General features: G+C 64.8%; 13 protein-coding genes. 8 read left to right on the plus strand and 5 right to left on the minus strand.

Annotated elements, in window-relative coordinates; genetic code table 11:
- Both ACOJSI_RS10780 and dnaJ read left to right on the plus strand, forming a co-directional pair.
- On the plus strand, nt 1–983 hold a 983-nt coding region (locus ACOJSI_RS10780), incomplete at its 5' end, for an Hsp70 family protein (protein WP_420138291.1).
- Nucleotides 984–1,042: 59 nt separating this feature from the next.
- Nucleotides 1,043–2,164, plus strand: a complete 1,122-nt coding sequence (dnaJ, locus tag ACOJSI_RS10785) for a molecular chaperone DnaJ (RefSeq protein WP_420138292.1) — start codon at nt 1,043–1,045, stop codon at nt 2,162–2,164.
- A gap of 29 nt (nt 2,165–2,193) precedes the next feature.
- Here dnaJ and ACOJSI_RS10790 read toward each other — a convergent pair whose 3' ends face one another.
- Nucleotides 2,194–2,826, minus strand: a complete 633-nt coding sequence (locus ACOJSI_RS10790; protein ID WP_420138293.1) for a glutathione S-transferase family protein — start codon at nt 2,824–2,826, stop codon at nt 2,194–2,196.
- 107 nt (nt 2,827–2,933) lie between these two features.
- Between ACOJSI_RS10790 and rnr the strand changes: the two genes are divergently transcribed.
- Entirely contained in the window at nt 2,934–5,165 is a 2,232-nt protein-coding gene (rnr, locus tag ACOJSI_RS10795; protein ID WP_420138294.1) for a ribonuclease R, read from the plus strand.
- Nucleotides 5,166–5,196: 31 nt separating this feature from the next.
- Nucleotides 5,197–6,189: a glycoside hydrolase family 5 protein gene (locus ACOJSI_RS10800; protein ID WP_420138295.1), complete on the plus strand. Its 993-nt coding sequence runs from the start codon at nt 5,197–5,199 to the stop codon at nt 6,187–6,189.
- Between the two features lie 3 nt (nt 6,190–6,192).
- On the opposite strand, the gene ACOJSI_RS10805 is transcribed toward ACOJSI_RS10800, so the two are convergent.
- A complete protein-coding gene (locus ACOJSI_RS10805) occupies nt 6,193–6,981 on the minus strand; it encodes an acid phosphatase (protein WP_420138296.1) in 789 nt (262 codons plus the stop codon).
- Nucleotides 6,978–7,532, minus strand: coding sequence for a dCTP deaminase (gene dcd / locus ACOJSI_RS10810; RefSeq protein WP_420138297.1), 555 nt, complete (start codon nt 7,530–7,532; stop codon nt 6,978–6,980). The genes ACOJSI_RS10805 and dcd overlap by 4 nt, the downstream gene beginning before the upstream one ends.
- Before the next feature lie 70 nt (nt 7,533–7,602).
- Between dcd and ACOJSI_RS10815 the strand changes: the two genes are divergently transcribed.
- Genes ACOJSI_RS10815 through ACOJSI_RS10825 form a run of 3 tightly spaced genes read left to right on the plus strand, consistent with a single transcriptional unit; the run spans nt 7,603 to nt 9,761 of the window.
- Entirely contained in the window at nt 7,603–8,148 is a 546-nt protein-coding gene (locus ACOJSI_RS10815; RefSeq protein WP_420138298.1) for a DcrB-related protein, read from the plus strand.
- Nucleotides 8,148–9,350 (plus strand): PAAR domain-containing protein, encoded by a 1,203-nt coding sequence (locus tag ACOJSI_RS10820; RefSeq protein ID WP_420138299.1) that lies wholly within the window; start codon nt 8,148–8,150, stop codon nt 9,348–9,350. The genes ACOJSI_RS10815 and ACOJSI_RS10820 overlap by 1 nt, the downstream gene beginning before the upstream one ends.
- 3 nt (nt 9,351–9,353) lie before the next feature.
- Nucleotides 9,354–9,761: a hypothetical protein gene (locus ACOJSI_RS10825; protein WP_420138300.1), complete on the plus strand. Its 408-nt coding sequence runs from the start codon at nt 9,354–9,356 to the stop codon at nt 9,759–9,761.
- Nucleotides 9,762–9,793: 32 nt separating this feature from the next.
- On the opposite strand, the gene ACOJSI_RS10830 is transcribed toward ACOJSI_RS10825, so the two are convergent.
- Both ACOJSI_RS10830 and ACOJSI_RS10835 read right to left on the minus strand, forming a co-directional pair.
- A complete protein-coding gene (locus tag ACOJSI_RS10830; RefSeq protein WP_420138303.1) occupies nt 9,794–10,243 on the minus strand; it encodes a cytidine deaminase in 450 nt (149 codons plus the stop codon).
- Between the two features lie 7 nt (nt 10,244–10,250).
- The gene (locus ACOJSI_RS10835; RefSeq protein WP_420138301.1) at nt 10,251–10,736 is read right to left on the minus strand and encodes a UPF0262 family protein; all 486 of its coding nucleotides are present in this window, start codon (nt 10,734–10,736) and stop codon (nt 10,251–10,253) included.
- Between the two features lie 115 nt (nt 10,737–10,851).
- Here ACOJSI_RS10835 and ACOJSI_RS10840 point away from each other — a divergent pair.
- Nucleotides 10,852–12,078, plus strand: a 1,227-nt coding sequence (locus ACOJSI_RS10840; protein ID WP_420138302.1) for a replicative DNA helicase, incomplete at its 3' end; no start/stop codon positions are given.

The following is a 12,078-nucleotide window of genomic DNA, read 5'->3' on the forward strand; positions in this document are numbered from 1 at the left end:
TCATCGAAAAGACGAAGGGTCCGTGCCTGCAGGCCATCAAGGATGCCGGTCTGAAGGCCGCCGAGATCGACGAAGTCGTTCTCGTCGGCGGCATGACGCGCATGCCCAAGGTGCATGAGGTCGTGAAGCAGTTCTTCGGCAAGGAGCCGCACAAGGGCGTCAACCCGGACGAAGTCGTAGCCATGTGCGCGGCCATCCAGGCCGTCGTACTTCAGGGCGATGTCAAGGACGTGCTTCTGCTCGACGTGACACCTCTTTCGCTCGGCATTGAGACGCTGGGCGGCATCATGACCAAGATGATCGACCGCAACACGACCATCCCGACCAAGAAGTCGCAGACCTATTCGACGGCCGACGACAACCAGAACGCCGTCACGATCCGCGTCTTCCAGGGCGAGCGTGAAATGGCGGCGGACAACAAGCTGCTCGGTCAGTTCGACCTGGTCGGCATTCCGCCGGCGCCGCGCGGCGTGCCGCAGATCGAGGTCACGTTCGACATCGACGCCAACGGCATCGTCAACGTCAGTGCCAAGGACAAGGGCACCGGCAAGGAACAGCAGATCAAGATCCAGGCCTCGGGCGGCCTGTCGGATTCCGACATCGATCAGATGGTGAAGGATGCCGAGCAGGTCGCCGAAGAGGACAAGAAGCGTCGTGCCGCGGCTGAGGCCAAGAACAACGCGGAAAGCCTCATCCATTCGACCGAGGGCCAGCTCAACGAGCATGGTTCGAAGCTGGATGCGGGCCTGAAGTCCGAAATCGAAGCGGCGATCGCTGCCGCCAAGACGGCGGTCGAGAGCGGCGATCCGGATCAGATGACGGAGAAGACGAACGCGCTGACGCAGGTCGCCATGAAGATGGGCCAGACCATTTACGAGGCCGAACAGGCCGCGGGTGCGGCTGCCGCTTCGGGCGAGACGGCGAAGCCGGCGGATGACAATGTGGTCGATGCCGAATTCTCGGAAGTCGACGAGACGAAGTAAGCGATACGTGACTGGCCCCTCTTCTGGTCTGAAGAGGGGCCTTCGCATCTGGGAAGTCGATGGCTGAAACCGATTTTTACGAGCTGCTCGAAGTCGAGCGGACTGCCGACGATAAGACGATCAAGTCGTCCTATCGCCGCCTAGCAATGGAATGCCACCCGGATCGCAATCCGGGGTGCGAGAAATCCGAGGCCAAGTTCAAAGCGATCAGCCAGGCCTATGATGTCCTGAAGGATCCGCAGAAGCGGGCCGCCTATGATCGGTATGGCCATGCCGCCTTCCAGAATGGCGGCGGCGGGCACAGTCATGGCCAGGGCTTCGAAGGCTTTTCGGATATTTTCGAGAACATCTTCGGCGAATTCATGGGCGGCGGACGCGGCGGTGGTCGCTCGTCGGTCCAGCGTGGCGCGGATCTGCGCTACGATCTTGAGATCAGCCTGGAAGATGCGTTCCACGGCAAGAGCGAGGAAATCCGCGTCGATGTCGCGGCGATCTGCGACAGCTGCGACGGTACCGGCGCCAAGCCCGGTACCTCCGCGCGCGGGTGCGCGACCTGCCACGGCCACGGCAAGGTGCGTGCGCAACAGGGCTTCTTCGTGGTCGAGCGCGTCTGTCCGACCTGCCACGGCCGGGGCGAGGTGATTGCCGAGCCGTGCGGCCAGTGCCGCGGCGAGGGCCGCGTCGAGAAAACCAAGACGCTGCAAGTCAAGATTCCGCCGGGCGTGGACGAGGGCACCCGCATCCGGATGACGGGCGAGGGCGAAGCCGGCGCGCGTGGCGCGCCCTCGGGCGATCTCTACATCTTCATTCATGTCGCACGGCACGGTCTTTTCCAGCGGGAAGGCACCACGCTGTTCGCGCGTGCGCCGATCAGCTTCAGCACCGCCGCGCTGGGCGGATCGATCACCGTGCCCGGCCTCGACAAGAAAGCGCATGAGATCCGCATCCCGGCCGGCATCCAGTCCGGCAAGCAGTTGCGTCAGCGCGGGGCGGGCATGCCGGTGCTGAACGGCCGCGGCCAGGGCGACCTGGTCGTCCAGATTGAGGTCGAGACCCCCACTCGATTGACGCCGCGACAGAAGGAATTGCTGGAGGAATTCCGCGCCACCGAGACGGGTGAGGAATGCCCGGAGGCGAGCGGCTTCTTCGCGCGGCTCAAAGGGATGCTGGGCGCCGATTAAGCCTGGCGGCCGCAGCGGCTTCCGGGCGGTCAATCCTTCGGCTTGCCGAGCACGAACGGCTGGTACGCGTTGCTGAATGCGGGAAGCGCCTCGCAGCTATCGGAATGCTGGCGAAGCGCAGGGAGCGTCGTCAGGTCAAACCGACCCGGCAGCGCCTCGCGTACGAAGCACAAGACTGTCCCGATGATGATATCGGCGTGGCTGAGCTGTTCGCCGAACAGCCACGGCGTCGTCCGGCCTGCGCGTTCCTGTTCGAGGAGCGCCAGCGTGTCCTGCACCTGCTGTTCCATGCGTGCGCGCCAGAAAGGCTTGGCGCCTTCGTGAAAGGCGCCTTCGTAGATCAAAGCCACGCCCTTCTCCGCTACGCCGGCGGCGAATGCGGTGAGGCGTAGGACGTCCCCCTGTTCCGGCCACGCGCGGCTTAAAAACGCGTCGGGGCCGGCTTCATGATCAAGGATCTGCGCGATCGTGCCGCTGTCCGTGAACACGGTGCCGTCATCGGTGATCAGCGTCGGCACGCGGATCAGCGGGTTGACCGCGGCAATCCTCTCGGCATCGCCAACCGCCGACCAGGGCCGATGCTCGTACTCCACGCCGTAAAGCTGCAGCGTTACCGCGATCCGCCGCACGAACGGCGAGTCATATTGGCCGATCAGGATCATGAAATTCGCCCCCGCGCTCCGCCTATAGCGCAAGTAAATCATAATCGCGCCGCCCGGACCAGTCGCAGTCGGTAGCAACGTGGCGCGCGGGCGTTTATGGGATGACCATGCCCCGCCGTCCCACGCCTGGTCTCCCGTCCCGCGAGCAGATCCTGGATTTCATCGCGACCAGCCCCACGCCCGCGGGCAAGCGTGAGATTTCACGCGCTTTCGGCCTACATGGCAATGACAAGATCGCGCTCAAGGCCTTACTCAAGGACATGGCCGACGAAGGTCTGATCGACAGCGCCCCGGGTCGTGCTTTCCACAAGATGGGCGGCGTGCCGAAGGTGACGGTATTGCGCATCGTCGACGTCGCCGATGACGGGCAGGCCTTTGGTGTGCCGGAAAGCTGGCATGCGGATTCGCCGCCGCCGAAGCTGCGGGTGATCGAGCGTGGCAAGCGGGATCGGGCGCTCGGCCCGGGCGATCGCATCCTGGCGCGGACCGAGGAGGCCGGGAAGGGCTGGGTCGCGCATCCGATGAAGCGGCTGGCGCGCGGCGAGGAGCAGATACTGGGCGTCCTTCATCAGGAAGGCGACCGCCTGTGGCTGAAGCCGGTCGACAAACGCGAACGACGCGAGCTGATGGTTTCCGATGCAGGGGAGGCGGAAGCCGGCGACCTCGTGCTGGCGGAGAAGGCCGGCCGGCCGCCGCGCATCACCGCGCGCGTCGTCGAGCGGCTGGGCGAGCCGTTCGCACCGCGCAGCTTCAGCCTGATCGCCATTCACAAGCACGGCATTCCCGACCGCTTCTCCGAAGAGACGATCGCAGAGGCGACCCGCATCTCCAAAATACCGCTGGGAGAGCAACGCGAGGATCTGCGCCATCTGCCGATCGTGGCGATCGACCCTGCGGATGCACGCGACCATGACGATGCGGTCTGGGCCGCAGCTGATGAGGATCCCGCCAATGCCGGCGGCTTCAAGGCGATCGTCGCCATCGCCGACGTCAGCTTCTATGTCCGGCCGGGATCGGATCTGGACCGCGAGGCACGCCGCCGCGGCAACAGCGTCTACTTCCCCGACCGGGTCGTGCCGATGCTGCCCGAAGAATTGTCGGCGGACATCTGTTCGCTGAAGGAAGGCGCGGATCGGGCGGCGCTGGTCTGCCACCTCGTCATCTCCGCCGAGGGCGCGCTCAAGAGCTGGACTTTTACGCGAGCGGTCATTCGGGTCGCTGCCAATATCGCCTATGAAGATGCGCAGGCCGCGATCGACACAGGTTCAGGCCCGCTGCTGGAAGAGGCGCTCAAGCCGCTGTGGGCGTGCTGGGCGGCGCTGGCCAAGGCGCGCGACAAGCGTGCGCCGCTGGAGCTGGATTTGCCCGAACGCCGCGTGATGCTGGACGAGAAAGGCCATATCCTGTCGGTGGCCCCGCGCGAGCGGCTGGACGCGCACCGGCTGATCGAGGATTATATGATCGCGGCCAATGTCGCGGCGGCCAAGGCGCTGGAAGCCAAGAAGGCGCCGGTCATGTACCGCATCCACGAGCCGCCGAGCCGCGAAAAGCTGGTCGCGTTGAAGGATTATCTCGACACGTTCGGGATCAGCTTTGCGCTGGGGCAGGTGATCAAGCCCAACACCTTCAATCAGCTGTTGGACCGCGTCGGCGAGCGCGACGAGCGCCCGCAGATCATGGAGCAGGTGCTGCGCACGCAGACGCAGGCCTATTACGGCCCGGCCAATGCCGGCCATTTCGGGCTCGCGCTGGGCAGCTATGCCCATTTTACCAGCCCGATCCGGCGCTATGCCGATCTGCTCGTCCATCGTGCGCTGGTCGGCGCGTATACTCTCGCCCCGGCGGTCAAGGAGACGCGACTGCCGGTGGAGGACGAGACCGCCTTCGGGCGGATCGGAGAGGCGATCAGCGCCGCCGAGCGCCGCGCGATGGAGGCGGAGCGGGAGACGATCGATCGCTATGTCGCGGCCTATCTGTCGACCAAGGTGGGCGAGCTGGTGGATACGCGCATTACCGGCGTGCAGCCGTTCGGCTTCTTTGCGACGGTCGAAGGCTTGGGTGGCGATGGGCTCGTGCCGATTTCCACGCTGGGCCGCGAATATTTCCGGTATGACGAGGCCGCGCAGGCGCTGGAGGGCGAAGAGACGGGCATGCGCTATACGCCGGGTATGCGGCTCAAGCTGCGGCTGGCAGAGGCTAATCCGATTTCGGGCGCGTTGCGGTTCGAGGTGGAGAATGCAGACGGTGAGGCGTCGCCACGGCAGCGCAAGCGGAGCGATCGTACGGCCCCGCGGCGCGGCCGGCCGGCGAACATACGACATAGCAACAGGCGCAGGTAAAGGGCGAACAATGCAGGGATTGTGGAGGGGTTTGGCAGCGTTGCTGATGGCGGCGACGGCGGCAGGCGGCGTGCAGGCGAAGCGGCCGACGCCGTCGGCATGGGATCAGGCGCGCCAGCTCGGCCGGGGTGTGAACATCCTGGGCTATGACCCGATCTGGAAGGATTTTTCCGCCGCGCGCTTCAAGGCGGAGCATTTCACCAAGATCCGGGAAGCCGGCTTCTCCTCCGTCCGGATCGTGCTGCAATCCTTCGCGCACATGGATGCCGGCAACAAGCTCGACCCGAAGTGGCTGAGCACGCTGGATTGGGCGATCAGCGGCGCGAGCAAGGCGGGGCTGAACGTCATCGTCGACGAACATGATTTCAATCTGTGCAGCGAGGCGGCGGATAGCTGCCGCGACAAGCTCGTGGCGTTCTGGACGCAGGTGGGACGCCACCTGCGCAAGCGCCAGGCGAGCGTGATGTTCGAATTGCTCAACGAGCCCCATGGCCAACTGGATGCAGCGCGCTGGAATGCGCTGCTCAAGGAACTGATCCCGATCGTGCGCAAGGACAATCCTACGCGCACCCTGATCATCGGTCCGACCCAGTGGAACAGCCTGCGCCAGCTCAATACGCTGGAGCTGCCGGACGATGACAAGCATATCATCGTGACCTTCCATTATTATGATCCGATGCGCTTCACCCATCAGGGGGCGAACTGGACGCCGGAATATGCCAATCTTTCGGGCATCACCTGCTGCTCGCCCGAGGAGAAAGCCAAGATCGACAGCGACTTCGATCAGGTCGAGGCGTGGTCCAAGGAGCATCATCGCCCGATCCTTTTGGGCGAATTCGGTGCGCGCGAGGGCGGTGACATGGCGTCGCGCGTGGCGTGGACGAGTGCCGTCGCGCGGTCGGCCGAACGCCATGGCTTCGCCTGGTCCTATTGGCAGTTCGACAGCGATTTCGTCGTCTGGGACATGAAGGCGAACGATTGGGTGCGGCCGATCCTCGGTGCGTTGATACCGGGTAAAGGCTGAGCGTTACTTCCTGACCGCTGCCAAGACGGACGGCGCGGTCAGGGCCGCTTCGGCGGAGCAGGATGCGGCATCCGGCGCCAGGGCGGGATTGGCGCGGGCGGCGGCCAGCTCCCGCCGGGCGGCCGCGAGATCGCGTTGATAGGCGTCGGTGGCGCGGATGGCCTGCATCGTCGCGCTCGCGCCCGTCCGGCCGGCGTCGATCGCGCTCATATTATGCGCGCCGCACACGATCCGGCTTTCGCCATAGGCGCGGGCGCGGATCAGGATCGGCGTTGCCCGATCGGGCTCGGCTTCCGACAGGATGAGGCCGAAGGTCCAGCCGCGGGTGGCATGGCCGGACGGGTAATCATAGCTCTTGGCGAGCTCTTCCTTGGAGTCGCAGACGGGGCCTTTGTCGATCAGGAACGGCCGTAGCCGCTGCCAATGATCCTTGGCGGCATTGTTCGCGCGGGCGGTGTCGGCATTGGCGGCTGCCAGCAGGCGATGCGTGGCCGGCGTGGTCTCCGGCGAGAGCGTGACGGCGGCTGCGCAGCTGAAATCCTTTTCGACCGCGATGACCGAAGAGGGTACGTCCTCGGTTGCGAGCGTCCCACGCGGCGTGCCGAGCATTGCGCGCGTCGCCTTGAACACCTTGCGGTCGGCCGCGTAGCGGATGTCGCCCTTCACCGGCGCGGGCGGGACGATCGTGGTCAGGTCGAACACGCCATCGAGATAGCCCGTTGCCGGTGCGGCCGCGATCGAGGCGCCGGCGAGGGCGAGCAGGCCAAACGCGAAGGCGGCTTTCCTTGTCATAGCCGCGGCAGCGTGACGCCTGTCTGCGCCATATATTTGCCGGCGCGGTCGGCATAGCTGACCTCGCACGGCTCGTTCCCCTTCAGGAACAGGAACTGGCAGGCGCCTTCATTGGCGTAGATCTTGGCGGGTAGGGGCGTCGTGTTGGAGAATTCCAGCGTGACATGCCCCTCCCAGCCCGGCTCCAGCGGCGTCACGTTCACGATAATGCCGCAGCGCGCATAGGTCGATTTGCCGAGGCAGATGACGAGCACGTCACGCGGCACGCGGAAATATTCGACCGTACGGGCGAGCGCGAAGCTGTTGGGCGGGATGATGCAGACGTCCGTCTTGCGATCCACGAAGCTGTTATGCGCGAAATCCTTGGGATCGACCAAGGCATTGTCGACATTGGTGAAGATCTTGAACTCGTCGGAGACGCGCGCGTCATAGCCATAGGAGGACAGGCCGTAGCTGATGCAGCCGTCACGACGCTGCGCCTCGACGAAAGGCTCGATCATGGCGTGGCTTTGCGCCTGTTCGCGGATCCAGCGATCGGATTGAATGGACATGAGCGCTCGCGGTCAGGGGGATGAAAGCCAAAGCTTTTGCCGGAAAGGGGGCCGAGGGCAAGGGGAGCGAATGCCCGCTCGTGCGTTCGTACGGCGGGACGCGGCGCCGGCGATCGTGCCTCTCGCCTTGTCGCCACGCGCCGGGGCCGGTAATGTTACGACGCAGTTGAGGGAGAGCGACTTGCTTCAGGGAATGTCGATGGAGTGCCCGAGCGGCTGGCGCGACAAGTCGATGCTTGTGCTGAGCGCGTCCGAAGCAGGCCCGTCGGGCGTGACGCCGAACATGGTGGTGATGCGCGATGTGCCGCCCAAGGACCTTCCGACCGATCCGCAAGCGCGGATGAACACGCTGATCGATCGCCAGGTCGCGCAAATGTCCGAACAGCTTGCCGGCTTTCAGGAGGTTTCGCGCCGGGTCGATGCGCGCGGCGCCTCGGCCCTCGCCGAGGTGAAGGTGGACTGGCACAATGCGCAGGCCAAGCTGACGCAGAGCGTCACCTTCGTACAGGATGGCGACGAGGGCCTGGTCATCGCCACCGCCACCGCCGGGCGGGGCGAGTTCGACGATGCGGAGCCGACCTTCCGTGAAATGCTGAAGAGCTTTCGGATCGCCTGATGGGTGCTGCCGCCGCCGCACGGGTCGACGATCCTTTCGGCCATAGCTCCGCGCTGGACGGGGTGAAGATCGGCCTCGCCATCGGGGCGCTGGTCGGCTTGGCCATCCTGACCGGCGGAACCAGCCTGATCGCCGTCGGTGCGGCCGTGGCCATCACGGGTGGTGCCGGCATGGCCGGCCAGGCGATCGGCGAAACCATTGAGGGCCCGGAGACCGGCGTCATCAAGATCGGATCGCGTAACGTCTTCATAAACGGCCGGCCCGCCGCCATGACGGTCCTCGCCACCGGCCCTTGCAGCAAGGATTCGGGCCCACCCATTCCGGTCGCGACCGGGGCGGAGACAGTGCTGATCAACGGACAACCGGCGGGGCGCGTCGGCGAGAAGATGGGCTGCTCGGCGGTGATCCGCAAAGGATCGAACGATGTCTTCATCGGTGGTCCGTCGAAGGAAGTGATCAAGCCGACGCCGGAAGTGCCGGTGGCGCTGCAGAATGTAATGCTGGCGATGACGATCGGCGGCACCGCCATTGCGACGCTGGGTGTCGGCCTGACCTACGGGGTCGGTGCGGCGGTCGGCAGCCTCGTCGGCGGCGCGGGCGGAAGCTATTTAGGCGGCCAAGGCGCCACGGCGGCGGCCAAGGCGATGGGCTATGGCGAAACCGGTCAGGCCGTGGCGGGCGTCTTGGGGAGCTTTGCTGGAGGCGCGGTTGGCGGAGGGCTGGGCTTCAAGGGCGGCCAGGCGGGCGAGGCGGCGATCGGGAAAGCCCTGGCGTCCGGGCGGCCGCCGGTCAGCACGCCGCCGGTAAATACGCCCAAGTTGACCCCGTCCGAAGAGGCGCAGTCGTGGCAGGGCAAAGGCGATTATCCCGGCGTCGATCAATATCGCGACATCACGCTCAAGAAAGGCACGGTCATTTACGCCGGCGATCCGGGCCAGAGCAATTATTACACGACGCCGCGGGCTGTGCAGCGCTCGGGCGGAGATGCCGAAGCGCTCTTCAAAGGGCTGCAGGTCAAGCCGCACGAGCAATTCGGCTACCGACCCAATGTTCGTGCTTACGAGGTTACGGAGGATACGCCCGCGGCCTTCGGCATCACTCGCGCCAACCCGCAATATGGTGAGGGCGGACTGCCGCAAATCTATATTCCGGAATATTCGACGCTAAAGCCGCTGGACGTGACACCGCTGAGGAAACCGTAAGACATGCTTGATTTCGATCGAAGCCGATCGGCGTTCCTCTACAACGGTGTGATCATTGGACCCGCCACCAGGCTGAGCGACCTTGAGACGCAGCTGGAAGGAGAGGCTGGTCCGATACCTGGCCAGCCAGGTTGGAGCCAATTCAAGACCAAGGGCGCCCCAATCAACCTGACGCTTACTTTCTACGACGACATTGCCCATAGCGGCTATCTTTGGGCCAATGTTCCCGGTGGGGGCTCATGGGACGAGGCGGAGAAGACCGAGGCCGCGCGACGCGCAGAGCATGAGAAGATCGCGTCTCGCCTCTTCGGAGCAGATCATTTCGACGATGCGCGGATCAAGGTGTCGCTGGTTCGCGATCCACGCTCTTATCTGGAGCAGATCTTCTTTGAATTTCTGCGAGACGCCTAACCGCCCCGTGCGGGCCGCCAGGAGATACTGGATCAGCTAATCCCCAGGTCGCCCGGCCCGAAGGCGAAGGGCAGTAGCTCTGACAGGAGGTGTCGCCGGACGATCGCCCCATCGGCGGATCCGCAATAGACGGTGATGTCGCGGCGGCCCATATCGGCGGCTTCGTTGAGGATCTGGCGGCAGCGGCCGCACGGATAGATGGGGGTGTCGCCCTCCAGCCCGGTCTTCGTGATCGCACCGCCGACGATGCCGATCGCGACGACGTCCTTGAACCGGCCGGCGACGTTGGTCGCCGCAAGCGCCACTGTCTCCGCACATAGCGAAAGCCCGTAGCTGGCATTCTCGAAATTCGTGCCGGGGACGATCGTCCCGTCCTCCAGCAGCACGGCGGCGCCGACGCCGAACTTGGAATAGGGGGCGTGCGCGTTCTTCGCCGCCTCCAGCGCGTGATCGATCAGCACGCGGCCGGCGACATCCTCCATCGCGATCTCAGCCACGGATGTGCAGCGCCGTAATCAGGGTGAAGAGCCGCCGTGCGGTCTCGAAATCGATCGCCACCTTATTCTCCAGACAGTCCATCAACAATTCCGCGCCCTGATTGTGGATCGCGCGCCGGGCCATGTCGATCGGCTCGATCTGGGCCGGCTGCTGCTGCTCCCCGAGCGCGCGTAAATAGCTTTCGCAGATCGCGAAATAATCTTTGATCGGGCGGCGAAACCGCGTCAGGCCGAGCTTGATCGTTTCCAGCAGGCGGTCGTCGGCATCGGCGATGTCGATCGCGAGGCGTCCTTCCTCGACCCGCAGCTTGACCCGGTAGGGCCCGTCGAAGCCGTTCTCCATTGGCCGGCGCGGCGCGAAGCGGTTGCCGGCCAGCAAATCGTGGATCGCCACCTGCCGCTCCCGATCGGCCGCAATCGCGCGGGTTGGAAAGGTATCGTCGTCTAGTTCCAACGCGATGATACGAGGGTCGGCCATCCACGCGCGCTTATCGCGCCCATACCGGCTTGGCAAAATATGCGCGTTATCCACGCTATCCACAGGCCATAGAATCATTAGCCGTGTCGCGCTTTTTGGCTCAATGATCCCTCCCATGGCCGAACCGATCAGACTTGTACCGCCCTCGCCGGAGGGCGGGCCGCCCGCGCTTCCGCAGAATGTGGAGGCGGAGGCCGCGCTGCTGGGCGCGCTGATGATCGACAACCGGCTGGTTGAGGACGTGCAGCTGAAGCTGCGGCCGGAGCATTTCTTCGAACCCGTTCATGGTCGCATCTACGAAGCGATCCTGCGCATGACCGATCGCAACATGGTGGCGAATCCGGTGACGTTGCGCCCGATGTTCGAGGCCGACGTGGAGCTGAAGGAACTGGGCGGCCCGTCCTACCTTGCTCAGCTGACGGGCTCCGGCGCGGCGCTGATCGGCGCGCGCGACTTCGCGGCACAGGTCTATGATCTTGCCTTGCTGCGGGCCCTGATCGGCGTCGGACGCGAGATGGTCGAGAAGGCGGTCGACACGTCCGAAGCGGTCGATCCCAAGAGCCAGATCGAGGAAGCCGAAGTCGCGCTCTACCGCGTCGCGGAAGAAGGGGGCGAACAGGGATCGGTCAAGACATTCGGTCAGGCGACCAAGCTCGCGGTGGAGCAGGCGGAACGCGCGCTCAATTCCGGCGGCCATGTTTCGGGCGTCACCACCGGGCTGGACAGCGTCAATGCCAAGATGGGCGGTCTTCATCCGTCCGACTTGATCATCCTGGCGGGGCGGCCCGGCATGGGCAAGACATCGCTCGCGACCAACCTTGCGTTCAACGCCGCGCGGCGTCTGGTGCGGGATCGCGAGGACGGGATCCCGGACGAAAAATCAGTCGGCGCCGCGGTCGCTTTCTTCAGCCTGGAAATGTCGGCGGATCAGCTGGCGACGCGTATCTTGGCCGAAAATAGCGGCATCAGTTCTGAAAACCTGCGCATGGGCAAGATCAGCCAGCAGGATTTCCGCAACCTGGCGCGCGCGGCGGTGGAGCTGGAAAGCCTGCCGCTCTACATTGACGATACGCCGGGGCTGACGATCGCGGCATTGCGCACGCGCGCGCGCCGGCTGAAGCGTCAGCGCGGCATCGGCATGATCGTCGTGGATTATCTCCAGCTGCTGCAGGGTTCGGGGCGAAATGGCGGCGAAAGCCGCGTGCAGGAAATCTCGGAAAACAGCCGTGGCCTGAAGCAGCTCGCCAAGGAATTGTCGGTCCCGGTCATGGCCCTCTCGAAGCTCAGTCGAGCGCTCGAAAGCCGCGAAGACAAGCGCACGCACCATTCGCAACAGCGAGAA

Source organism: Sphingomonas sp. (genome assembly GCF_048595155.1).
In the GTDB taxonomy this organism is placed as follows: Bacteria; Pseudomonadota; Alphaproteobacteria; order Sphingomonadales; family Sphingomonadaceae; genus Sphingomonas_I.

What these genes read in the sequence shown, in the direction of transcription:
- dnaJ (WP_420138292.1), top strand. Translation starts at nt 1,043, where the DNA reads ATGGCTGAAACCGATTTTTACGAGCTGCTCGAAGTCGAGCGGACTGCC.
- ACOJSI_RS10790 (WP_420138293.1), bottom strand. Translation starts at nt 2,826, where the DNA reads ATGATCCTGATCGGCCAATATGACTCGCCGTTCGTGCGGCGGATCGCG.
- rnr (WP_420138294.1), top strand. Translation starts at nt 2,934, where the DNA reads ATGCCCCGCCGTCCCACGCCTGGTCTCCCGTCCCGCGAGCAGATCCTG.
- ACOJSI_RS10805 (WP_420138296.1), bottom strand. Translation starts at nt 6,981, where the DNA reads ATGACAAGGAAAGCCGCCTTCGCGTTTGGCCTGCTCGCCCTCGCCGGC.
- dcd (WP_420138297.1), bottom strand. Translation starts at nt 7,532, where the DNA reads ATGTCCATTCAATCCGATCGCTGGATCCGCGAACAGGCGCAAAGCCAC.
- ACOJSI_RS10815 (WP_420138298.1), top strand. Translation starts at nt 7,603, where the DNA reads ATGCCCGCTCGTGCGTTCGTACGGCGGGACGCGGCGCCGGCGATCGTG.
- ACOJSI_RS10820 (WP_420138299.1), top strand. Translation starts at nt 8,148, where the DNA reads ATGGGTGCTGCCGCCGCCGCACGGGTCGACGATCCTTTCGGCCATAGC.
- ACOJSI_RS10825 (WP_420138300.1), top strand. Translation starts at nt 9,354, where the DNA reads ATGCTTGATTTCGATCGAAGCCGATCGGCGTTCCTCTACAACGGTGTG.
- ACOJSI_RS10830 (WP_420138303.1), bottom strand. Translation starts at nt 10,243, where the DNA reads ATGGAGGATGTCGCCGGCCGCGTGCTGATCGATCACGCGCTGGAGGCG.
- ACOJSI_RS10835 (WP_420138301.1), bottom strand. Translation starts at nt 10,736, where the DNA reads ATGGCCGACCCTCGTATCATCGCGTTGGAACTAGACGACGATACCTTT.